The 22,888-nt window shown below is 62.2% G+C and carries 21 protein-coding genes and 1 pseudogene; 15 read left to right on the forward strand and 7 right to left on the reverse strand.

Annotation, left to right across the window (positions count from 1 at the left end):
* Window positions 1-83 precede the first annotated feature (83 nt).
* A complete protein-coding gene (locus OVA00_RS24030) occupies window positions 84-338 on the forward strand; it encodes a hypothetical protein (protein ID WP_090298120.1) in 255 nt (84 codons plus the stop codon).
* 3 nt (window positions 339-341) lie between these two features.
* Here OVA00_RS24030 and OVA00_RS24035 read toward each other — a convergent pair whose 3' ends face one another.
* Both OVA00_RS24035 and OVA00_RS24040 read right to left on the reverse strand, forming a co-directional pair.
* Window positions 342-791, reverse strand: coding sequence for a hypothetical protein (locus OVA00_RS24035; RefSeq protein WP_060582450.1), 450 nt, complete (start codon window positions 789-791; stop codon window positions 342-344).
* A gap of 75 nt (window positions 792-866) precedes the next feature.
* Window positions 867-1,838 carry a LysR family transcriptional regulator gene (locus OVA00_RS24040; RefSeq protein ID WP_034793895.1) on the reverse strand — a complete coding sequence of 324 codons (972 nt, stop codon included), beginning with the start codon at window positions 1,836-1,838 and terminating at the stop codon, window positions 867-869.
* Window positions 1,839-2,126: 288 nt separating this feature from the next.
* Between OVA00_RS24040 and chvE the strand changes: the two genes are divergently transcribed.
* From chvE to araD, 6 genes are all read left to right on the forward strand, one after another.
* Window positions 2,127-3,194 (forward strand): multiple monosaccharide ABC transporter substrate-binding protein, encoded by a 1,068-nt coding sequence (gene chvE, locus OVA00_RS24045; RefSeq protein ID WP_034793892.1) that lies wholly within the window; start codon window positions 2,127-2,129, stop codon window positions 3,192-3,194.
* 97 nt (window positions 3,195-3,291) lie between these two features.
* Complete coding sequence (gene mmsA / locus OVA00_RS24050; RefSeq protein WP_034793889.1) at window positions 3,292-4,827, forward strand: multiple monosaccharide ABC transporter ATP-binding protein; 1,536 nt, start codon at window positions 3,292-3,294, stop codon at window positions 4,825-4,827.
* On the forward strand, window positions 4,827-6,035 hold the full coding sequence (mmsB, locus tag OVA00_RS24055) for a multiple monosaccharide ABC transporter permease (protein ID WP_060582451.1): 1,209 nt from the start codon (window positions 4,827-4,829) through the stop codon (window positions 6,033-6,035). Before mmsA ends, mmsB begins: the two co-directional genes overlap by 1 nt.
* A 168-nt stretch (window positions 6,036-6,203) precedes the next feature.
* Window positions 6,204-7,199 (forward strand): AraD1 family protein, encoded by a 996-nt coding sequence (gene araD1 / locus OVA00_RS24060; RefSeq protein WP_250806127.1) that lies wholly within the window; start codon window positions 6,204-6,206, stop codon window positions 7,197-7,199.
* A 66-nt stretch (window positions 7,200-7,265) separates the two neighbouring features.
* A complete protein-coding gene (locus tag OVA00_RS24065) occupies window positions 7,266-8,699 on the forward strand; it encodes an aldehyde dehydrogenase family protein (protein ID WP_268089730.1) in 1,434 nt (477 codons plus the stop codon).
* 55 nt (window positions 8,700-8,754) lie between these two features.
* Window positions 8,755-10,500, forward strand: a complete 1,746-nt coding sequence (gene araD, locus OVA00_RS24070) for an L-arabinonate dehydratase (RefSeq protein WP_218685891.1) — start codon at window positions 8,755-8,757, stop codon at window positions 10,498-10,500.
* A gap of 264 nt (window positions 10,501-10,764) precedes the next feature.
* On the opposite strand, the gene OVA00_RS24075 is transcribed toward araD, so the two are convergent.
* A protein-coding gene (locus OVA00_RS24075; protein WP_090429178.1) for an IS5 family transposase occupies window positions 10,765-11,519 on the reverse strand; the annotation gives its coding sequence in 2 pieces (ribosomal slippage) (window positions 10,765-11,186 and window positions 11,186-11,519; 756 coding nt in all).
* Window positions 11,520-11,925: 406 nt separating this feature from the next.
* On the opposite strand from OVA00_RS24075, the gene OVA00_RS24080 reads away from it, so the two are divergent.
* Window positions 11,926-12,240, forward strand: coding sequence for a nuclear transport factor 2 family protein (locus OVA00_RS24080; protein ID WP_143556364.1), 315 nt, complete (start codon window positions 11,926-11,928; stop codon window positions 12,238-12,240).
* 231 nt (window positions 12,241-12,471) lie between these two features.
* Window positions 12,472-13,140, forward strand: a complete 669-nt coding sequence (locus tag OVA00_RS24085) for a hypothetical protein (RefSeq protein ID WP_060518841.1) — start codon at window positions 12,472-12,474, stop codon at window positions 13,138-13,140.
* A 51-nt stretch (window positions 13,141-13,191) separates the two neighbouring features.
* Here the strand turns inward: OVA00_RS24085 and OVA00_RS24090 are convergent, their stop codons facing one another.
* The 4 genes from OVA00_RS24090 to OVA00_RS24105 form a co-directional block, all read right to left on the reverse strand.
* On the reverse strand, window positions 13,192-14,055 hold the full coding sequence (locus tag OVA00_RS24090; RefSeq protein ID WP_060518839.1) for a transglutaminase family protein: 864 nt from the start codon (window positions 14,053-14,055) through the stop codon (window positions 13,192-13,194).
* Window positions 14,056-14,167: 112 nt separating this feature from the next.
* Window positions 14,168-15,106, reverse strand: a complete 939-nt coding sequence (locus tag OVA00_RS24095) for an alpha-E domain-containing protein (RefSeq protein WP_034803460.1) — start codon at window positions 15,104-15,106, stop codon at window positions 14,168-14,170.
* A 3-nt stretch (window positions 15,107-15,109) separates the two neighbouring features.
* Complete coding sequence (locus OVA00_RS24100; RefSeq protein ID WP_034803477.1) at window positions 15,110-16,504, reverse strand: circularly permuted type 2 ATP-grasp protein; 1,395 nt, start codon at window positions 16,502-16,504, stop codon at window positions 15,110-15,112.
* 234 nt (window positions 16,505-16,738) lie between these two features.
* Window positions 16,739-17,818 carry a YeiH family protein gene (locus tag OVA00_RS24105; protein ID WP_268089731.1) on the reverse strand — a complete coding sequence of 360 codons (1,080 nt, stop codon included), beginning with the start codon at window positions 17,816-17,818 and terminating at the stop codon, window positions 16,739-16,741.
* Between the two features lie 80 nt (window positions 17,819-17,898).
* Here OVA00_RS24105 and OVA00_RS24110 point away from each other — a divergent pair, with 80 nt between their 5' ends.
* From OVA00_RS24110 to OVA00_RS24135, 6 genes and pseudogenes are all read left to right on the forward strand, one after another.
* Window positions 17,899-18,768 carry a LysR family transcriptional regulator gene (locus OVA00_RS24110; protein WP_034803462.1) on the forward strand — a complete coding sequence of 290 codons (870 nt, stop codon included), beginning with the start codon at window positions 17,899-17,901 and terminating at the stop codon, window positions 18,766-18,768.
* A gap of 82 nt (window positions 18,769-18,850) precedes the next feature.
* Window positions 18,851-19,048, forward strand: a complete 198-nt coding sequence (locus OVA00_RS24115) for a hypothetical protein (RefSeq protein WP_268089732.1) — start codon at window positions 18,851-18,853, stop codon at window positions 19,046-19,048.
* 96 nt (window positions 19,049-19,144) lie between these two features.
* Window positions 19,145-20,008: a tyrosine-type recombinase/integrase gene (locus OVA00_RS24120; protein WP_268088550.1), complete on the forward strand. Its 864-nt coding sequence runs from the start codon at window positions 19,145-19,147 to the stop codon at window positions 20,006-20,008.
* Between the two features lie 4 nt (window positions 20,009-20,012).
* Window positions 20,013-21,201, forward strand: a pseudogene (locus OVA00_RS24125) (IS91 family transposase).
* A 386-nt stretch (window positions 21,202-21,587) separates the two neighbouring features.
* The gene (locus tag OVA00_RS24130) at window positions 21,588-21,809 is read left to right on the forward strand and encodes a hypothetical protein (protein ID WP_268089733.1); all 222 of its coding nucleotides are present in this window, start codon (window positions 21,588-21,590) and stop codon (window positions 21,807-21,809) included.
* A 182-nt stretch (window positions 21,810-21,991) separates the two neighbouring features.
* The gene (locus OVA00_RS24135) at window positions 21,992-22,867 is read left to right on the forward strand and encodes a DMT family transporter (RefSeq protein ID WP_034803471.1); all 876 of its coding nucleotides are present in this window, start codon (window positions 21,992-21,994) and stop codon (window positions 22,865-22,867) included.
* The last annotated feature ends 21 nt before the right edge of the window (window positions 22,868-22,888 follow it).

Genomic DNA, 22,888 nt, shown 5'->3' on the forward strand with positions numbered 1-22,888 from the left:
AGGGAGTCGGAGGCCATGGCCTTGCCGTCAGCGACGAATTTCCCCTAAATGGGACGCACGCGACAAGGCCACCAGAGGACAGAATGCTCAAATTCATCGATCCGGACCATCCCTTCTACCGCCCACTGTGGATCCGTCTGCTGATCGTGGGCTTCTGCGGCGTCTGGACAGTGGTCGAGTTCCTGGGCGAGCAAGCGATGTGGGGGATGATTTTCCTCGCGGTGACCGCCTATGCCTCGGCGGCTCTCTTGGTTTTCTACAAGCCGAGCGAGAAGGGCGTCGAGAAAGCTGGGGACGAGGGGCAAGGCAAGGGCGACGGGAGCGACGCTGCCGGCTGAGGTTCACGGCGCCGGGGTGATGGCGCGCATCTGCTTTGCGGCTTCGTCAATCAGCATGTTGGCGAGTTTCATGCGCACGGTGGCGTTGGCGCGAAACGCGGCCGGCAGACGGTCCGGATGGTTCAGGGCCGCGAAGGCCCGGCGCTTTGCCGCAAGCGTCATTTGTGTTTCGCTGTCGACAAGGGCCAGTTCCTCGGCCACGTCGGCAAGGGTCGTACGGCTGAGATAGTCCGGCATCACCGGCGGAGGTGGCGGCTCCACGAAGGACGCATCGAGATAGGCGCGCTCCACGGCGCCGAAGGCCGCCGAGCGGGCGCTTTCGGCCGCAAAGGCGTTGTCGAATGCCGGGGCGTAAGGCGTGGCGACGCGCGTCGCTTCGGCCGGTGCCGGTTCGATATCCTCTTCCGATTTCAGCCGCTCGAGCACCGACTGAAAGACTGACATTCCAAACATGACGTCTCCGATCGCGGCGCACCATGGCAGGCGGAGATTATCTCGGGCTGATCAGACTGATCATGCCAGGGCTGATCAGGCGCGGCCCTGCTTGAGGATCAGGTCGTAGAGCAGCTTGGCGCTCGGCGGCAGCGCGCGTCCCTCGGCAGTGATCAGCCCATAGGGTTTGATTCGGATCGGGATTTCGGTCTTCAGGATGCGGATTTCGCCGGCCGGCGTACCGTTGCCGGCAATCAGGTTGGCGACGTCGAGTGCCACAGGTGCAATCGCGTTGGTGTTGCGCACCATCGACAGCGTCAGGATGATCGAGGAGGTGTTGATCACCGTCGCCGGCAGTCTCACCCCGGCCGCCACGAAACTGTCTTCGACTGCGCGTCTCAGAAGGGTGCCGGGCGGCTGGAATACCCAGTCATAGGAGGGCAGGTCCTCGGCGACGACCATGGGCTTGTCGAGCAGCGGATGGCCGTCGCGCACGATCAGGCAAACCTCCTCGTAGCCGATCTCTACCATGTTGAAGAGCCGCGGCGGCTGGTCGTCGGGGATGCGGCCGATGATGAAATCGTGGCGGGCGGCGAGCAGTTCCCTTGCCAGCACGTTGCTGTTTTCGATCTGGACGTTGATCTCGATGCCGGGATAGGCGGTCATCACCTGACGGATGGCGGGCACGGCGAGATTGAGCGCCGGGCCCGTGACCGAGCCGAGCGAAACCGAGCCGCCGCTGCCGGTCTTCAACTCGTTGATCTCGCGCGATGCCTCCCGGAGTTCCAGAAAGATGCTGCGCGCGCGTCGCGCCAGCGCTTCGCCATAGGGCGTCAACAGGACACCGCGGGCAACGCGTTCGCAGACCGGCGCCTTCAGCATGGTCTCGATTTCCGAGAGCATGCGCGAGGCCGCCGGTTGCGAGATGCCGAGGGCGTCAGCGGCGGCGCTGATGCGGCGGTGATCGTCGATCGCCAGAATCAGCCGGAGGTGGCTGATCTTCAGGCCCGAGCGGAAAAGCGTCGAATCGAAGAGTTCGCCGGCGGTGCTCGGTTTCTGATCGCGCATTTCAACCTCTGCGTTTTTTTCTTTGGTTTTCAGGGATTTTCAAAAATCACACTGTTTGCGCTCGATATATCATTTTTGGTATGTATTCAAAGCAATATTGTATTTGACAGTTATATGGTTTCATTCCAGTTTTTGCTTATGTGCCAGCGCATGTAGGAGCATGCGAGGCGGGGAGGCCTCTCCTTCACCTTGATCCGCTGCCGGAGACGAAGATCTCGGGCGGCGGATTGCTGCGCATAGACGGAAAGGCTCTCGCCTGCCGGCTTCAACTTTTTTGGGAGAGAACTGATGAAATTGATGACTTCGCTTCTCGCAGCCGCCGCGATTTCGATCGCGTCCTTCGCTGCACCGGCATTTGCGCAGGACAAGGGCACGGTCGGCATTTCCATGCCGACGAAGACGTCGACCCGCTGGATTTCCGACGGCGAGACCATGGAGAAGCTGTTCAAGGAAGCTGGCTACACGCCGGACTTGCAGTTTGCTGACGACGACATCCCGAACCAGCTCGCTCAGATCGAGAACATGGTGACCAAGGGCGCCAAGGTTCTCGTCATCGGCGCCATCGACGGCACCACGCTCTCCGACATCCTGCAGAAGGCCCACGACGCCGGCGTCAAGGTCATCGCCTATGACCGCCTGATCCGCGACTCGGGCAATGTCGACTACTACGCCACCTTCGACAACTTCCAGGTCGGCGTGCAGCAGGCAACGTCGCTGGTCCAGGGTCTCAAGCTCGACGGCGCAACCGAGCCGAAGAACATCGAGCTCTTCGGTGGTTCGCCGGACGATAACAACGCCTTCTTCTTCTACGACGGCGCGATGTCGGTCCTGCAGCCGCTGATCGACAGCAAGAAGATCGTCGTCAAATCCGGCCAGAAGGGCATGGACCAGGTCGGCACGCTGCGTTGGGACGGTGCCGTGGCCCAGGCCCGCATGGAAAACCTGCTGTCGTCGAACTACACCGACGCCAAGGTCGATGGCGTTCTGTCGCCCTATGACGGCCTGTCGATCGGTATCATTTCGGCGCTGAAGGGCGTCGGCTACGGTTCGGGCGACATGGCAATGCCTGCCGTCACCGGCCAGGACGCCGAACTACCGTCGGTCAAGTCGATCCTTGCCGGCGAACAGTATTCGTCGATCTTCAAGGACACGCGCGAACTCGCCAAGGTCACCGTCGGCATGGTCAACGCGATCATGGAAGGCAAGGAGCCGGAAGTGAACGACACCAAGACCTATGACAACGGCGTCAAGGTGGTTCCGTCCTACCTGCTGAAGCCGGTTGCCGTCGACAAGTCCAACATCAAGGACGTGCTCGTCAGCTCGGGCTACTACACCGAAGACCAGATCAACAACTGATCTTTTTGAGCGTGAGGGCCCGTGCATGCGCGCGGGCCCTTTTATCCAGATGACGGAGCCGGTACTCTCTTGAAGACTGCCGCTGGAATGACTGAACATGGACAATATCATTCTTGAAATGCGGGGCATCACCAAGACGTTCCCGGGCGTCAAGGCGCTGGACAATGTCAGCTTCAAGGTCCGCGAAGGCGAGATCCACGCACTCGTCGGCGAAAACGGCGCCGGCAAGTCGACGCTGATGAAGGTGCTGAGCGGCGTCTATCCCGCCGGCACCTATGATGGCGAAATCCACTATGGCGGCGAAGCCCGCCGCTTCTCGACGATTTCCGACAGCGAAGACCTGGGCATCATCATCATCCACCAGGAACTGGCGCTGGTGCCGCTGCTGTCGATCGCCGAGAACATCTTCCTCGGCAACGAGATCGCCAGCAACGGTGTGATTCACTGGCCGCAGACCTTTGCCCGTACGCAGGAACTGCTGAAGAAGGTTGGCTTGAGCGAATCCCCGGCGACGTTGATCACCGACATCGGTGTCGGCAAGCAGCAACTGGTCGAGATCGCCAAGGCGCTTTCGAAGAAGGTGCGGCTGTTGATCCTTGACGAGCCGACCGCCTCGCTCAACGAAACCGATTCCGATGCGCTTTTGAAGCTGCTGATGGAGTTTCGCACCCAGGGCATGACCTCGATCATCATTTCGCACAAGCTGAACGAGATCCGGAAGGTTGCCGACCAGATCACCATCCTGCGCGACGGCGGCACGGTCGAAACGCTCGACTGTCACAGCGAAGACATTGGCGAAGACCGGATCATCAAGGGCATGGTCGGCCGCGCCATGGAAGACCGTTATCCGCCGCGCGAGCCCAAGATCGGCGAGACTCTGCTCGAAGTGAAGAACTGGAACGTCTTCCACCAGCAGCACCGCGACCGGCAGTTCCTGCACGACGTCAATTTCACCGTGCGCGCCGGCGAGGTCGTCGGCATCGCCGGGTTGATGGGGGCAGGGCGCACCGAAACGGCGATGAGCCTCTTCGGCAAGTCCTGGGGCCACAAGATCACCGGCGACGTGACGATGCGCGGCAAGCCCGTCGACGTCAGTACCATTCCGCGTGCGATCGATGCGGGGCTCGCCTATGTCACCGAAGACCGCAAACAGCTCGGGCTCGTGCTGATCAACAACATCAAGGAGAACACAACGCTCTCCAATCTGAAGGCGGTGGCCGCGAACGGCGTCATCGACGATCGCAAGGAAGCGAAGGTCGCCTCCGACTATCGCTCGAAGCTGCGCATCCGTTCGCACTCGATCTATCAGGAAACGGTCAACCTTTCGGGCGGCAACCAGCAGAAGGTCGTCTTGTCCAAATGGCTGTTCACCAATCCGGAAGTTCTCATCCTCGACGAGCCGACACGCGGTATCGATATCGGCGCGAAGTATGAGATCTACACCATCATCAACCAGCTTGCCGCCGAGGGTAAGGGCATCCTGATGATCTCATCGGAAATGCCGGAGCTGCTTGGAACCTGCGATCGCATCTACGTCATGAACGAGGGCCGCATCGTCGCGGAGCTTTCGAAGGCGGAAGCGAGCCAGGAATCCATCATGCGTGCCATCATGCGTTCAGGGGAGAAACACTAATGGTCGCCGATACGAGCACCCAAAACAACAAGCCCTCGATCGGGGACTATCTCAAGAACAACATCCGCGAATACGGCCTGCTCGTCGCGCTCGTGGTGATCATGCTGTTCTTCCAGTTCGTCACCAACGGCGTGCTGTTCAAGCCGGTCAACATCACCAACCTGGTGCTGCAGAACTCCTTCATCGTCATCATGGCGCTCGGCATGCTGCTGATCATCGTTGCCGGGCATATCGACCTGTCGGTCGGCTCGATCGTCGCCTTCATCGGCGCGATCTCAGCGATCATGCTGGTCAAATGGGGCTTGCCCGCCATTATCGTCATTCCCGCCTGTCTGATCGTTGGCGGCATCATGGGGGCGGCCCAGGGCTATTGGGTTGCCTACCAGAAGATCCCATCCTTCATCGTGACGCTGGCCGGCATGCTGGTGTTCCGCGGGCTCACCTATGTGGTGCTCGGCGGCCGCCCGATCGGTCCGTTCCCGAAGGAATTCCAGCTGCTGTCGACCGGCTTCGTTCCGGATTTCCTCTATTTCCTCAATCCGGCGCCCGAGACCATTCAGAACATGGTGGCGCTCGTCGCCGTCATCGCGCTCGTCGGCTACGCGATCTACGCGGGCATTCGTGACCGCAAGATCAACGAGCAGCACGGCACGGAGAACGAGCCGTTCATTTTCTTCGCCGTGCAGATGGCTGTCATCGCTGCCGTGGCGCTGTTCATCGGCTTCCAGCTTGCGACCTATCGCGGCCTGCCGAACGTGCTGATCGCCATGGCCGTGCTGATTGCGCTCTATACCTTCGTCACCACGCGCTCGACGATCGGTCGCCGCATCTATGCCATGGGCGGCAACGTCAAGGCGACCAAGCTTTCGGGCATCAACACCGAGCGGCTGACCTTCTACACCTTCGTCAACATGGGCGTGCTTGCGGCACTCGCCGGCATGATCATCACCGCTCGCCTCAATTCGGCAACGCCGAAGGCCGGCGTCGGTTTCGAGCTCGACGTCATTGCGGCCTGCTTTATCGGCGGTGCCTCGGCGTCGGGCGGTGTAGGCAAGATCATCGGGGCCGTCATCGGCGCCTTCATCATGGGCGTGATGAACAACGGCATGTCGATCATGGGCATCGGCATCGATTACCAGCAGTTGATCAAGGGCCTCGTGCTGCTCGCTGCCGTGTTCTTCGATGTCTACAACAAGAACAAGGGTTGAGCGGAAAGCCATAAGACCCGACGCGAACCAGTAACATTCACCGGCAGCCACAGCTGCCAGGATCGGCGGATTGGTCCGCCGGAATTGGGTGGCGAAAGCCACCCACGGGGACGCTTTTGCCTTGAAGAGGCGAACACAGCGACCCAAGACGATAGGAAGGATAGCATCGTGCTGATTTCGCAGATCAGGAACGAAGACGGGTCGATCACGGTGGCGGTACGGCTGCCGGGTGAGGCGGCGCATGCGGTGAACGGCGCGACAAGCGTCTATGCGCTGGCGATGGAAGCGGCCAATGCCGGACGGAGCCTGAAGCAGACGATCGAGGCCAAGGGGCTCGGCGCCGCCGTCGACCTCGAAAAGGCCTATGCGGAGGGGCGCTTCCTGCCGCCGATCACTCATCCGGATCCGGCACACCTGCACCTGACCGGCACGGGTCTCACCCATCTCGGCTCGGCTGCGACCCGCGACGCCATGCACAAGAAGACGAGCGAGGCGGCCGAGGAAACCCTGACCGACTCGATGAAGATGTTCCGCATGGGGCTCGAAGGTGGCAAGCCGAGGGCTGGCGAAACAGGCGTGCAGCCGGAATGGTTCTACAAAGGCAACGGCACCTCCGCGGTCGCGCCGGGGTCGGCACTCGTTTCGCCCGCCTTTGCCGAGGATGGTGGCGAGGAGCCGGAAATGGCCGGGATCTACGTGATCTCCGAGAAGGGCGTGCCGTTCCGCATTGGTTTTGCCGTTGCCAACGAATTCTCCGATCACAAGACCGAGCGGGTCAACTATCTCTGGCTCGCGCATTCGAAGCTGCGCCAGGCGAGCTTCGGTCCGGAGATCCGCATCGGTGTCGCACCGGAGGACATTCGCGGCATGTCGCGTATCCTGCGTGGTGGCAAGGTGCTGTGGGAAAAGCCGTTCCTGTCGGGCGAAGCCAACATGTCGCACAGCTTCGCCAATCTCGAGCATCACCATTTCAAGTATGGCCTGTTCCGCCAGCCGGGCGACATCCACGTGCACATGTTCGGCACGGCGACGCTGTCCTTCGGTGATGGCATCCGCACCGAGGAAGGTGACGTGTTTGAGATCGAGGCCGATGGTTTCGGCCTTCCGCTCCGCAACGCTCTTGCGATCGCAGCTGACGAAGAGGTCGCGATCCGCCAGCTCTGACACATCTCCTAAGCGCGACCGTTCGCGAGGGACGGTCATGCGCATCTATGAAGGAGGCCTGAGGCCATGACTTTGCACCAGAACCTGATAGCCGGCGAATGGGTCGGCGGTGACGGGGTCGCCAATATCAACCCGTCCGATACCAACGACGTGGTCGGCGAATATGCCCGCGCGTCAGCCGAGGATGCGCGCGCAGCGATCGCGGCCGCCAAGGCGGCGTTTCCGGCCTGGTCGCGCTCCGGTATTCTCGAGCGCCACGCGATCCTGAGGAAGACCGCCGACGAGATCCTTGCCCGCAAGGACGAACTCGGAAAGCTCTTGTCGCGTGAGGAAGGCAAGACCTTGGCCGAAGGCATCGGCGAGACGGTGCGCGCCGGCCAGATCTTCGACTTCTTCGCCGGCGAGTGCCTGCGGTTGGCGGGCGAGGTGCTGCCGTCGGCAAGACCCAATATCGGCGTCGAGATCACCCGCGAGCCGGTCGGTGTCGTCGGCATCATCACGCCCTGGAACTTCCCGATCGCCATTCCCGCCTGGAAGATCGCGCCGGCGCTTTGCTACGGCAACACCGTCGTCTTCAAGCCGGCCGAACTTGTGCCCGGCAGTTCCTGGGCGATCGTCGACATTCTTAACCGCGCCGGTCTGCCGAAGGGCGTCTTGAACCTCGTGATGGGCAAGGGCTCGGTCGTCGGCCAGGCGATGCTCGACAGTCCCGACATTCACGCCATCACCTTCACCGGCTCGACCGGCACGGGCAAACGCGTGGCGCTCGCCTCGGTCGAGCACAATCGCAAATACCAGCTGGAAATGGGTGGCAAGAACCCCTTCGTCGTGCTCGATGACGCCGATCTTTCGGTTGCAGTGGAAGCCGCGGTCAACTCCGCCTTCTTCTCGACCGGCCAGCGTTGCACCGCATCTTCGCGGCTCATCGTCACCGAGGGCATTCATGATCGCTTCGTGGCGGCCATGGGCGAACGGATGAAGGGGCTTGTTGTCGACGACGCCTTGAAGGCCGGCACCCAGATCGGTCCGGTGGTCGATGAGAGCCAGCTCAACCAGGACACCGACTATATCGCCATCGGCCGACAGGAAGGCGCCAAGCTTGCCTTCGGCGGCGAGCTTCTGAAGCGCGACACGCCCGGCTTCTACCTGCAGCCGGCGCTGTTTACCGAAGCGACGAACGCGATGCGCATTTCTCGGGAAGAGATCTTCGGCCCGGTTGCATCCGTCATCCGCGTCAAGGACTACGACGAAGCGCTCACGGTCGCCAACGACACGCCCTTCGGTCTGTCCTCGGGCATCGCCACCACCAGCCTCAAGCACGCGACCCATTTCAAGCGCAATGCGGAAGCCGGCATGGTGATGGTCAACCTGCCGACGGCGGGCGTCGATTTCCACGTGCCCTTCGGCGGCCGCAAGGGCTCGTCCCACGGCTCGCGCGAGCAGGGGCGCTACGCCGCCGAGTTCTACACCACCGTCAAGACGGCCTACACGCTCGCCTGAAGCACGCCGTCATCGGGCCCACGTGAACGGTGCGGGCCGCATAAGGAAGGAAGAGATGAAGAAGAAAGCTGAATGGCCGCGCAAGCTGCGTTCGCAGGATTGGTTCGGCGGTACCGGCAAGAATGCCATCATGCACCGCTCCTGGATGAAGAACCAGGGCCTGCCCGCCGACACCTTCGATGGCCGGCCGATCATCGGCATCTGTAACACCTGGTCGGAGCTGACGCCGTGCAACGCGCATCTGCGTGATCTCGCAGAGCGGGTGAAGCGCGGCGTCTACGAGGCCGGTGGCTTCCCGGTCGAATTCCCGGTGTTTTCCGTTGGCGAAAGCACGCTGCGGCCCACGGCGATGATGTTCCGCAATCTCGCGGCCATGGACGTCGAAGAGGCGATCCGCGGCAATCCGGTCGATGGCGTCGTGCTGCTCGGCGGTTGCGACAAGACCACGCCGAGCCTGCTGATGGGGGCTGCCAGCGTCGACATCCCGGTCATCCTCGTTTCTGGCGGCCCGATGCTGAACGGCAAGTGGCGCGGCAAGGATGTCGGCTCGGGCACGGCGATCTGGCAGTTTTCGGAAATGGTGAAGTCCGGCGAGATGTCGCTCGCCGAATTCATGGATGCGGAGCAGGGCATGGCCCGCTCGGCCGGCAGCTGCATGACCATGGGCACGGCCTCGACCATGGCCTCGATGGCCGAAGCGCTCGGCATGACGCTGCCCGGCAATGCGGCGATCCCTGCCGTCGACGCCCGCCGCCGGGTGATAGCCCAGCTCTCCGGCCGCCGCATCGTCGACATGGTCAAGGAGGATCTGAAGCCTTCGGATATCCTGACGAAGCAGGCCTTCGAGAACGCCATTCGCGTCAACGGCGCTGTCGGCGGCTCGACCAACGCCGTGCTGCACCTCTTGGCGCTTGCCGGCCGTGTCGGTGTCGACCTCAGTCTCGACGATTGGGATCGCCTCGGCCGCGACGTGCCGACGATCGTCAACCTGCAGCCGTCGGGCAAGTACCTGATGGAGGAGTTCTATTATGCCGGCGGCCTGCCGGTCGTGATCAAGGCCGTGGGCGAAATGGGCCTCCTTCACAAGGATGCTGTGACCGTCACCGGTGACACGATCTGGAACGACGTCAAGGATGTCGTCAACTACAATGACGACGTCATCGTGCCGCGCGACAAAGCGCTGACCAAGTCCGGCGGCATCGCGGTGCTGCGCGGCAATCTTGCGCCCAAGGGCTGCGTGCTGAAGCCGTCCGCCGCATCGCCGCACCTGATGCAGCACAAGGGCCGGGCGGTCGTGTTCGAGAGCATCGAGGACTACCACGCTCGCATCAATCGCGATGATCTCGACATCGACGAGACCTGCGTGATGGTGCTTAAATATTGCGGCCCGAAGGGTTACCCGGGCATGGCCGAGGTCGGCAACATGGGCCTGCCCCCGAAGGTGCTGAAAAAGGGCATTACCGACATGATCCGCATCTCTGATGCGCGCATGTCCGGCACGGCCTACGGTACGGTCATCCTGCACACGGCGCCGGAAGCGGCCGATGGCGGCCCGCTGGCACTGGTTCAAAACGGCGACATGATCGCCGTCGACGTGCCGGCCCGCACCATCCATCTCGATGTCTCCGACGAAGAACTGGCCCGTCGTCGCGCTGCCTGGGTGTCGCCGGTGATGCCGCTCAAGGGTGGTTATGCCGGCCTCTACGTCAAGAGCGTGATGCAGGCCGACACGGGCGCGGATCTCGACTTCCTCGTCGGTCCGCGCGGCGCGGAAATTCCGATGAACCGCGACAGCCACTGACGCTGTCGGCGCGAGAGCGGACAGTTCGCTCTTGTCTTTGGCGCTCAACACAGCTCGCGTCATATCAGACGCGCAAAGGCCGCCGTCGCACCGTAATTGCGGTGCGACGGTCCCAGGTGCCAGCGTCGAGGAGGCCGCTGCGAGCTGAGCAGGCTTGGCGCACCCGCAAGCATCGTCGCGGGACGGGACCTGTAACTTTTATGCTGGCACTGACCCGCGACCGTCTTCATCGCTGCAATCAGCCCTAGGGTCAGGACTCGTTAATTACAGCCAGAAGATGACGGAAGCTGCGATGCAGATTGCTGAAAAGAAGGTGTGGGCGCATCGGTCGTAGCGAGTTGCGATGCGTCTCCAATCCTTGAGTTTGGCGAATAGGTTCTCGACCTTGTGTCTGCGGCGATAGAGAGCTTTGTCGTAGGCGTACGGTTTCGTCCGGCTTTTAGAGGACGGAATGCAGGGCTCGATGCCCCTGGCGAGGAGCTCTTCGCGGAACCAGGTGCTGTCGTAGCCCTTATCGGCGATGAGGCAATCGGCCTTGGGTAACGCGTCGAGCACCATCCGGGCGCCCCTGTGGTCGCTCATCTGACCCTCGGAGAGCAGCATGATGATCGGTCGGCCGTCATCATCGCAAACGGCATGGAGCTTCGAGTTCAGTCCGCCCTTGGTTCGCCCGATACGGCGGGGAACATCCCCTTTTTTAGAAGGCTTGCCGCGGTGCGGTGGGCCTTCAGATGTGTCGCGTCGATCATGATGCGCTCAGGCTGAGGACCTTCGCCGGCCAAAGCGGCGAAAATCCTGTCGAACACGCCGAGCCGGCTCCAGCGAATGAAGCGGTTGTAGAGCGTCTTATGTGGCCCGTACTGCGAAGGTGCATCCTTCCACTGCAGACCATTGCGGATCACATAGACGATACCACTGACAACGCGCTGGTCATCGACACGCGCAACCCCGTGTGAAAGAGGAAAATGTGGAGAGATGCGAGCCATTTGGCGCTCGCTTAGCAGAAACAAATCACCCATCAGAACCTCCTTCAACGGAGACTCTGAATCACATCTCAAACGAAATTAATAGGTCCTGACCCTAGTCGGCGGGCCTGTTCATCTTCCCTTACCTCTGGGTAACCACTGACCGCGCGGTGCGTATTGGCGTCGCAGCGTCGACGTCATAGTTTTCCCCCGCGACGTTGCGTGCCTGCAGGTGGGCGGCCGCGGCAGTGCTCCATTGATCGGAGACGATCGAAGGATAAATGCAGCAGCCGAACAGCCGTCAGCTATCTTGCGGCGAGAAGGAGCATGCGCCTCGGCTTGGCCGTCGGAGCGTGTCGGAACCTATGATCTACGGGAGTGAAGAAGCGTGCCGTTAACAGATCTTATCGATTCGTATTGCGCTGCCTGGTCGTCGGAGGACGCCCAGCATAGGCGGGCGTTGCTGGTGCCGATCTGGGCCGATGGCGCAACGTACACGGACCCGACGGTTCATGCCGCCGGTGCAGAAGAACTGCTCGCGCACATTGCAGGTATTCAGGCTGGGCACCCGGGCGCGCGTATTACTCGGACAAGCGACGTGGACGTTCATCATGGGATCGCACGCTTCGCCTGGCGATTTGTGATGCCCGACGGATCATCTTTCCCCGAGGGTCTGGACATCGCATTCCTCGATCCCAACGCGACGCGCATTACGCGCATCATCGGTTTTTTCGGGCCATTGGCCAGCCTTCCAGCGTCATCAGACGTCCTTTGATCGGCTAAGAGCCTCAGAGCGATCACCGCACCACTTTCGGTGCGGCGATCCTGTTTGGGTGCCAAGGTCATCGTTTCGAAAAGACACGCCTTCGGCCGCATCTTCGCCCTGTGTTATCCACACCGGGCAAAACCCTCGCTTTTCGGCTGATCCGCTGCAACCGGCAGCAACCCTGCGACGTATCCCCATTGTCGGGGCCATTCCGACCCTGACCTTGTTAGGAGGACGATCATGCGGAGGAATGTATTTGCGTTGTCGCTCGGTCTTCTTGCGACGGTGGCGCTGTCCCAGCCGGCATTTTCACAGAGTGCGAACGGTCTTGGCGTCGGCGTGTCCGTCGGTGGCCCGAGCGGGCTGAACGCCAATGTCGGACTTGGTGGCTCGAACGGCCTTAAGGCCGATGTCGACGCATCGCTCGGCGGCGCAAACGGCGTCAATGCCAACGCAAACGCCTCGATCGGCGGTGCGCAAGGCGTCAACGCCGATGTGCAGGCGAGCGCCGGCGGCGCCAATGGCATCAACGCGGATGCCGATGTCGGCCTTGGCGGCGGAAAAGGGCTCAACACTTCGGTCAATGCCACGGTCGGTGGACGGAATGGCCTGACTGCTGGTCTCAAGGCCAATGCAGGCGGTGGCAACGGCGTCGGGCTTGGGCTCGGCGTGGGAGTTGGAACGGGATCCGGCGGCGGGAGCTCCGGGGGTGGCGGCAGCGTTGGCGGTGGCACCGGAGGCGGTTCGGGAGGCTCGGTTTCACCAGGCGCTTCGATGGCCGCGTTCAATGCACTGCCCGCCGGCGAGCGGGTCAAGCTGATCAAACGCTGTCGCGATGTCGTTGGCGGCGGTTATGACAGCGGGCTGGTTTCGCTCTGCCGCATCCTGCAGGCGAGCGCCTCGCGGTAGTCGGAACATCCGGTAGCTTCGACGGGGCGTCGCCGCCGCCCCGTCTCCGACCTACTGACTCTGATTTTGGCTCTGGCCCCGGGCCTGGCTTTGATTCTGGCTTTGGCTTTGGCTTTGCTGCTGCTGTTCGACCGTGACCGACACCTTCAGCGTCTCCTTCGCCTCGCCGTGGATCAGCCCGGAGATGGGGGCGGCGTCGCGGTAGCAGAGGCCGGAGGCGATGCGGACATAGCGATCATCTGGGCAGATCTTGTTGGCTGCATCGAAGCCGACCCAGCCGAGCCCGTTGAGATGCACCTCGGCCCAGGCATGGCTGGCCGTCTGTTCGGGGTGCCCCTCCATCATCAGGTAGCCCGAGATGTAGCGCGCCGGTAGATCGAGCGAGCGGGCCGCTGCGATCAGGATATGGGCATGGTCCTGGCAGACGCCTTGGCCGCTTTCCAGCGCATCCTCGGCCGTCGTTTCCGCATGAGTCTCGCCGGGTTTGTACGTCACCGCCTCGTGGATCGTCTCCATCAGCGCATGCATGCGGGCGAGGGCGGTGTCACCTTCGGCGGATTTTGCGAGCTCGCGGATGAGCTTTCCGGCCTTGGTAAGCGGTGTTTCGCGTGCAAAGAGCCACAGCGGCACATAAGACTGGTGCGGGCCGAAGACGCCGGCGCGGTCCTCCGTGTGGACCTCGCCGGAGGCCGTGATATGGATCGTTTCGCGGTCGCCGTCGATGCTGACGAGGTGAACACGGTTGCCGAAGTGGTCGTCGTAGTTCACTTCGATCGCAGCGCCATCGACGAGGGTCTCCCAGCCGAGCACGGTCTGGCCCACCTGGGTGAGCGGCGTCAGCCGCAAGCGCTGAAGGGCATACTGCACGGGCTCGTCATAGTGATATTCGGTCGTGTGGCTGATCTTCAGGTGCATGCCATCCTCCGATCTAGAACGCTTCCGGTCAACGGAGTTGTGAAAGCGCTCTATCTCCTTGTTTTTACGCATTCCAAACGCGAAACGGCGTCACACTTTCGCTGGAACTGCTCTAGTAGAATCGGTAGCCGTCGGAGATTTCCTGTCCCAGGCGGTTGTTGTGGCTGATGAACTCTTCGAGATACTCATGCAGCCCCTGATCCATGATGTCCTTGATCGACTGGCTGCGCAGCGACGCAAGCGTCCGGTCGGCCGTCTCGTGGGCGGCATGGCGTTCGCCATACTCCCGCTCGAGATAGCCGAGGTTGCTGGCGATCTTCTCGTAGCAATAGGCAAGCGAGCGCGGCATGCGGCCGTTGGAAATCAGGAAGTCGGCGATGTTGGCGGGGCGGAGCTCGGCGTCATAGACCCAGCCATAGGCGCGATGCGCCGAGACCGAGCGCAGAATCGATTCCCACTGCACATTGTCCATCGACGAGCCGACGGCTGCGACCGCCGGCAGGAGCACATAATACTTAACATCGAGGATGCGGGCGGTGTTGTCGGCCCGTTCGATGAAGGTGCCGATGCGCGAGAAATTGAAGATCTCGTTTCGAAGCATGGTGCCGTGGAAGGCGCCACGGATGAGGCCGGCGCGGCGCTTGATCATGTCGATGATCTCCGGCATGTCCGTCGGGCGCGCCTTCTTCGACAGCATTGCCCTCATCTCGAGATAGCACTCGTTGGTGGCTTCCCAGGTTTCGCGCGTCAGCGCCGTGCGCACCATGCGGGCATTGTGACGCCCCGCCTCGATGCAGGACATCACGCTTGAGGGGTTGGCCCGGTCGCGCAGCAGGAAGTCGATCGCGTCGATGCTCGTCAGCGTCTCGTGCACCTCGTCATAAAGTTCGCGCACGCCCGCACTTTGCAGCACACCGTCCCAGTCGCCCTCCGTTGCCTCGCTGCGGGTCAGCGCCATGCGCAGGCCGGCATCGATCAGCCGGGCGCTGTTTTCGGCGCGTTCGATATAGCGGAACATCCAGTAGAGGCCGTTTGCAGTTCTTCCCAGCATCTCTCAGTCCTCCAGCACCCAGGTGTCCTTGGTCCCGCCACCCTGGCTGGAATTCACGACGAGCGAACCGGCTTTCAGCGCCACGCGCGTCAGGCCGCCGGGGATGATCTGGACCTTGTCGGAGACGAGGACATAGGGGCGAAGGTCGACGTGCCGGGGCGCGATGCCCTTGTTGACGAGGATCGGCACGGTGGAAAGGGAAAGCGTCGGCTGGGCGATGTAATTGGTCGGGCGGGCTTTCAGCTTCTCGGCGAAGACGGCGCGTTCCTTCCTGGTCGCCGTCGGGCCTACCAGCATGCCGTAGCCGCCTGAGCCGTGGACCTCCTTGACCACCAGCTCTTCCAGATGCTCGAGCACGTATTTGAGACTCTGCGGCTCGGAACAGCGCCAGGTCGGGACGTTTTCCAAGAGCGGCTTGCGGCCGGTATAGAACTCGACGATCTCGGGCATGTAGGAATAGATCGCCTTGTCGTCGGAAATTCCGGTGCCGGGCGCGTTGGCAATGGTGATGTTGCCGGCGCGGTAGACGTCCATGATGCCGGGAATGCCGAGGGCGGAATCCGGTCGGAAGGTGAGTGGGTCGAGGAAGTCGTCATCGACGCGGCGGTAGAGCACGTCGATCGCCTCGTAGCCGCGGGTGGTGCGCATCTTCACCTTGCCGTCGATCACCCGCAGGTCCGATCCTTCGACGAGCTCGACGCCCATCTGGTCGGCGAGGAACGCGTGTTCGTAGTAAGCCGAATTGTAGATGCCGGGCGTCAGCACCGCGACGCGCGGCTTGCCGCTGCAGCCGGGAGGGGCTAGCGACGAAAGGCTCTGCCGCAGCAGGTAGGGGTAGTTCTCGACCGGGCGCACGCGGTTCTGATGGAAGAGTTCCGGGAACATCTGCATCATCGTTTCGCGGTTTTCCAGCATGTAGCTGACGCCGGACGGGGTACGCGCGTTATCTTCGAGAACGTAGAACTGGTCTTCGCCGGTTCTGACGATGTCGGTGCCGACGATATGGGTATAGACGCCGCCCGGCGGGCGGAAACCGATCATCTGCGGCAGGAAGGCTTCGTTCTTCTCGATCAGTTCGCGCGGGATGCGGCCGGCGCGGATGATTTCCTGCTTGTGGTAGATGTCGTCGAGAAAGGCGTTGAGAGCGATGACCCGCTGTTCGATGCCCTGGGCGAGCTTGCGCCATTCGCGGCCGGAGATGATGCGGGGGATGAGATCGAAGGGGATGAGCTTTTCGGAACTGTCTGCGTGTCCGTAGACCGCGAAGGTGATGCCGGTTTTCCGGAAGATGTTCTCGGCGTCCTTGGATTTCGCTATGAGCCGATTTCTGTCCTGGCTGGCATACCAATCATGATAGGTCGAATATGGCTGGCGCGGACTGCTGTCCGCATTCATCATTTCGTCAAATGCCAAAGGCGTGGTCCCCTTATTTTTGACCATTTGAGTACAAGGCTGGTTGCAATGCAAGAAGCGTGCTCAGTCGCCTGAAAAGAAAGTTGGCCACGCCAGAAGCGCCCGTTCGCGGGGAAATCTGCCCAACGACAGGGCAGCCGCATCCGGTCGCAGAAAGTGGTTGCGACCGGGTGGGCAAGAAATATGCACTTGCTCTAAATTTGGACGCGGGCGCCGAAGCTAGCCGAGACCCAGGCAGACGATCGCGAGGACCGCGAGGACACCGAGCACCAGCAGCGACAATGTGGCGGCAGCACTTGCACGCGGCCCGCAATGGGCGAGCGCGCGGATGTCGACCTCAAGGCCGAGGGCGGCCATGGCGATGACCGTCAGCCAGGTGGAGACCGTCAAGGCGTCGGTCGCGAGTGTGTCGGAGATTGCGCCGCTGTTGCGGGCGATCGCAACGGCGAGGAAACCCAGAATGAACCAGGGAACGAAATGGAGGATCGTGGCGAGGCGCGACTTCCGTTGTCCGGGCGCTTTGCATTCCGGCTCGGTATCGCGGCTGCCAATTAGCGAGAAGCAGAAGACGACGGGGCCGAGCATCAGCACGCGCACGAGCTTGACCAGCGTGCCCACCTGGACCGAGAGCGGGCTGAAGGGGCTGGCCGCGGCCAGGACCTGGGGTACGGCATAGACGGTCATGCCGGCAAAGACGCCGTAGCCCTGAGGCGTCATGCCGAGCCAACCGCCGACGAAGGGCAGCGACAGGACGACGGCGATGCCGAGGATGGCGGTAAAAGAAATTGCAGCTGCGACCTCCTCGCCGCGGGCACCGATGGCCGGTGCGACGGCGGCGATCGCCGAGTTGCCGCAGATGGCGTTGCCGCAGGCAATCAAGGTCGCTAGGCGTTTCGGCAGCCCGAGCATGCGCGCAATCACGTAGCCGGTGGAAATCGACAGAAGAACCATGGCGACGATGGTGACGAGCAGGGTCGGCCCGCTCGCGGCGATCGCATCGAAGCTCAGCATCGCGCCGATCAGCACGATCGCTGTCTCCAGCAGGACTTTCGCCGAGAAGTGGATGCCGGAGAGGAAGCGGGGGCCGGGTGTCCAGAGGCTGCGGACGATAGCGCCGAGAAGGATCGCGAGAACGAGCGCTTCCAGCCAGGCGCGGCCGGTCCAGCGCCGCTCGATCCATTCCAGACCGATGGCCGCAAGTGCGACGAGACAGCAGAGGAAAAGGCCCGGAAGAATGCACGTCAGGCGGGAGGCGACTGAGGAAAATTGGGAGCGAAATGGGGAATGCGATCTGGACATGGGCGCAACCTACGCTCATCCATGAATCAGTCTAACGGATTATTCTTGTCATTCTGATCGATTTTTGCGATTGATCTACCATGACACTCGATCAGCTTAAAATCTTCGTCGCGGTCGCCGAGCGGCTGCACATGACCAAAGCCGCCGAGGCGATGAACGTCACGCAGTCGGCCGCAAGCGCGGCCATCGCGGCGCTCGAAACCCAGCACGACATCAGATTGTTCGATCGCGTCGGCCGCGGCCTGACGCTGACCGATGCCGGCAAGATCTTCCTGCCGGAGGCAAAGGCGGTGCTCGCCCGGGCGCTCGCCGCCACTGCCTGCCTGCGCGATCTCTCGGAGCTTCGCCGCGGCGAACTGTCGATCGCTGCCAGCCAGACGGTCGCGAGCTATTGGCTGCCGTCGCGCCTTGCCCGCTTCACCCACGACTATCCCCAGGTCGATGTGAAGCTCACCGTGCGCAACACGGCCGTCGTCGCCGAGGCGGTGGAAGAGGGCACGGCGCAGCTCGGCTTCGTCGAGGGGCGCGTGGATGGCGCCAAGCTCGACCATCGCCGCGTCGCCGTCGATCGCATCGCCGTCTATGCCGCGCCCTTGCACGCGTTCGTTGGGGCTGCCGTCAATCTGGAAATGCTGCTTTCTGCGCGCTGGGTGCTGCGCGAGGAAGGCTCCGGCACGCGGGCAATGTTCCTGCAATCGATGAATGATCATGGAGCAGACGTCGATCGGCTCAGGATCGAGCTTGAGCTGCCCTCGAACGAGGCGGTGCTGACGGCGGTCGAAAGCGGTCCTTTCGTCACGGCCGTTTCCCGGCTCGCAGCACAACCTTTCGTCGATAGCGGCCGGCTCGTGGAACTGCCGTTCGAACTGGCTGAGCGCAGCTTCGAGCTTTTGACCCACCGCGAGAGGCAGTTCAGCCACGCGGCGCGGGCCTTCGTGGAACTGCTTTGAGGCAAATTCCGTTTTGCTCCAGGGCTTGCCATGCGGGAGACCCCTGGCAATCGCTGCAGGATCTCTTTTTTAAGAGGCGACCATGGTGTTCGAAATTGTCGAGAGACCCGCACAGCGCATTTCCGGATCGTTCTGGGAGGGCACCTTCGGCGAGGCGGCCGATGGTGCCGTTCGCCGGCTGATCGCCGAAATGCAGGGGCATCACCAGCATCTGCATCCAGGCGATCATGCAGCCTTGGTCGGCATCTCCTGGAACGATCGCCCGGATGGATTGAACTAAGCCGCTAGTCGCGGCAATTGGTGGCCTCTTTGAGAGATGTCTCCTGTCTGAGAGGATTTGGGTGTTGCAAACCCACCCTTCAGACAGGAGATCCAGATGGCCGAGATGAGCCCTCTGCGTCGCCGGATGATCGAGGACATGACGGTCCGCAATCTTTCTCCGGCCACGCAGCAATCCTATCTTTATGCAGTCGCAAAGTTTAGCCGCCATTTCGGCCGATCACCGGCTCGGCTCGGCCTGGACGAGGTCCACGCCTTCCAGGTTCACCTTGTGTCGACGGGCATCTCCTGGTCCGGATTGAACCAGATCGTCTGCGCCCTCCGGTTCCTCTATGGCGTGACGCTCGGCCAGAATACGATCCCGGAGCATATTCCGTATGCGCGCGAGCCACGCCAGTTGCCGGTTGTTCTTTCGAGCGACGAGGTGGTCGACTTTCTGCAAGCCGTCTCCAGCTTGAAGGCGCGGGTGGCTCTGACAACGGCTTATGCCGCCGGCCTGAGGGTTTCGGAGGTCTGTGGTCTTCGCGCCAACGATATCGACAGCTCAAGGATGGTGATCCACATCACGCGTGGCAAAGGCGGCAAAGCCCGCTACGTCATGCTGTCGCCGGAACTGCTCGGGATCCTGCGCAGCTATTGGCGGTTGGCGCGGCCCAAGGACATTGTGTTTCCTGGGCGCGATCCAGACAAGCCGATCGCGCCGTCGGTGCTGCATTCCGCCTGCCGTTCGGCGGTTGCGGCGGCGGGTCTTTCCAAGCACGTCACCGTCCATACGTTGCGGCATTCCTTTGCCACTCACCTGCTCGAGAACGGGACCGATATCCGCATCATCCAGGTCCTGCTCGGTCACGCCCACCTCTCCACGACAGCGCGCTATACGCAGGTCTCTACCGACACGATCCGGTCGACGGCCAGTCCGCTCGATCGGTTACGACTGGAGGTGACACCGCCGGAATCGTGATCGGTTGCGTCCCACCTTCGAAGTCGCCGACATCTTTCGGCGACATGGGAGCTCCTACAGACGTGAGAACGCCGGTCATCTTGGCCGCGGCGAACGACGCGTCATGGGCGCGATCGAAGCCTGCCGGACGCCGAGGCTCGGCGGTCACGTCGATGCCTGCGACGATTGCGGCAGGACCCGCATCTCCTATAATTCCTGCCGCAATCGCCATTGCCCGAAGTGCGAAGGCGCGGCCCGCAAGGAGTGGGTCGCTGCACGCGTCGCCGATCTGTTGCCGGTCCCGTACTTTCATGTGGTCTTCACGCTCCCACCGGGCATCGCCGAGATCGCTTTCCACAACAAGGCGGTCGTCTATGCATTGCTGATGCGCATCGTGGCCCAGACGCTGCAGACCGTTGCCGCCGATCCCAAGCGGCTGGGCGCCGAGATCGGCATCGTCGCCGTGCTTCACACCTGGGGCCAGGCCATGACCCATCATCCCCATGTTCATTGCGTCGTGCCCGGCGGCGGTCTCTCGCCCGACAGAGCTAGGTGGGTGGCATGCCGGCCGGGCTTCTTTCTGCCCGTGCGCGTACTGTCGCGGCTGTTTCGGCGGCTCTTTCTGACGGCCCTTGCTAGAGCCTTCGCTCACGGTGAACTCCGCTTCTCCAACGAACTCAGCCATCTCAACGATGACGAGGCGTTCACCCGCCATCTCGCGCGTGCGCGCCGCGTCGAATGGGTCGTCTATTCGAAGCCACCGTTCGGCGGCCCCGACCAGGTGCTCGCCTATCTCGTACCGCTACACCCATCGTGTTGCCATCGCCAACAGCCGCATCGTCGAGGTCGATGATGACCACGTTGCCTTCCGATGGAAGGATTACCGTGGCAAGGGTCGCGACCGCGAGAAGATCATGCGCCTTGACCCGCACGAGTTCATCCGGCGTTTTCTTCTACACGTGCTCCCGGACGGCTTCCACCGCATGCGCCACTTCGGCTTTCTCGCCAATAGCCACCGACGGGATCGTATCGGCCTCTGCAGGCAGATCCTCGATCAACCATCATCAGCAGGGGAGCGGTCGCAGGCAGGCAAATCACAGCCCGGGCAATCCTACGAATGCCCTGACTGCCGGCGTCCCATGCGTAGGACAGGAATCACTGTTGCGCCTGTTTCGCCGCCCCGGCCATCATCTTTCTGGTGCGATACATCATGAACTCCGACAATCCGCACCCCCTCCCATATGCCCACAAAACCAAGCGCCGCGCCGGCGCGCGATACCGCGTGGCCCTGGCCACACCGAAAGACCGACAGTGTGCATTGAGAGCGCAAAAATCGCTTCCTATCGTCCGGCAAGCTGCTCGCGAAGGTCGCCAGATCACCACAAAAATCGGCGGTGCGATTGCCGTCCACGACGAATCCGCTATCGGCATCAAGCGGCGTGCTTTACTATTCCCATAACGGCGCCAAACAACCCGCGCCTTACTTCAATCCGGCTTATGTGAGGTCGCTCGAGCTCGCCGCGACGACGGATGCGACCTCACATAACCCTCCAGATTCCGCTATCTCGTCGGCTATGTTTCCGACAAGGCAGAGACGACCGTGCACCCAGGCTTTGTCGACCTGCCGGCCATGCGCTTCGTCACGGCCCTGCATCACCCTGATAGTGGCGACGTCTTTGCCCATTACCAGAGAATGTTCGACTGGATCGCGGCCGAAGGCCACGCGGTCGATACCGCCTTGCTGCACTATCGCGAGGAGTACGATCCCGGTTTCGTCTCGCTGTCGCTATCCTCGCTCAGGCTGATGGTTCCGATTGGCTGATGCTTCCCATCAGAAAAATTGCTTTGACCATCGATACCGGCGCGGATACTTGCATGAGTGCTTAAATCGGAGGGATTTGAGCGCGAAATCAGCGGCAGATCAAAGCGTTACAACAGCCCGACGCGCTTCAGCGAGGGCGGTTCATTGCTTCCACCTGCCGCCGTCATTCCGATAGGCTCACCATGCTCGCCCGTCTGGCTCCCGCCATCTTCGTTCTGCTCTGGTCCACCGGCTGGGTGGTGGCGAAATATGCTGCGGTCTACGCAGATCCGCTGACCTTTCTCGTGTTGCGCTACACGCTGGCGATCGCGCTCTTCATCCTGTTCTGCGTCGTCACCGGCGCACGATGGCCGAAGTCCTGGAAAATGGCCGGTCATGCGATCGTGTCCGGCATGTTCCTGCACGGGCTCTATCTCGGGTCGGTCTGGTGGGCGATCGGCGAGGGCGTGCCGGCCGGCATTTCCGGCATCATCGCCGGCCTGCAGCCGCTGATGACCGCGGTCGCCGCGGCCTTCGTCATCGACGAGAGGCTGAGCACGCAGCAGAAGCTCGGGCTGGTGCTCGGCTTCTTCGGCATTGCGCTTGCCGTCCTGCCGAAGGTGCTGGCGATCGACACGGGGGCGACGCCGATCCACTTTCTGCCTGTGATCATCAACGTGCTCGGCATGGGCGCCGTCACCTATGGCACGCTCTACCAGAAGCGCCATCTGCAGAGCGGTGACATCCGCACCATCGCAGCGCTGCAATATCTCGGCGCGCTGATCGTGACGATCCCGCTGGCGCTGATGCTCGAAGACTTGCACGTCACTTGGAACCTCCAGGTGGTTCTGGCACTTGCCTGGTCGGTTCTCGGGCTCTCGATGGGCGCGATCGCGCTGCTGCTTTATTTGATCCGTCGGGGGCAGGTGTCGCGCGCAGCGTCGCTGATCTATCTCGTGCCGCCGCTTGCCGCCGTGCAGGCGTGGCTCTTCTTCGGCGAAGCGCTGACGCTGCCGATGGTCATCGGCACCATCATTGCCGTTGCCGGCGTCTATCTCACCAACCGCAAGCAGGCGTGAAGCACGACGCGCGAGAGTGTG

The organism is Ensifer sp. SL37 (genome assembly GCF_026672675.1).
GTDB lineage: Bacteria > Pseudomonadota > Alphaproteobacteria > Rhizobiales > Rhizobiaceae > Ensifer > Ensifer adhaerens.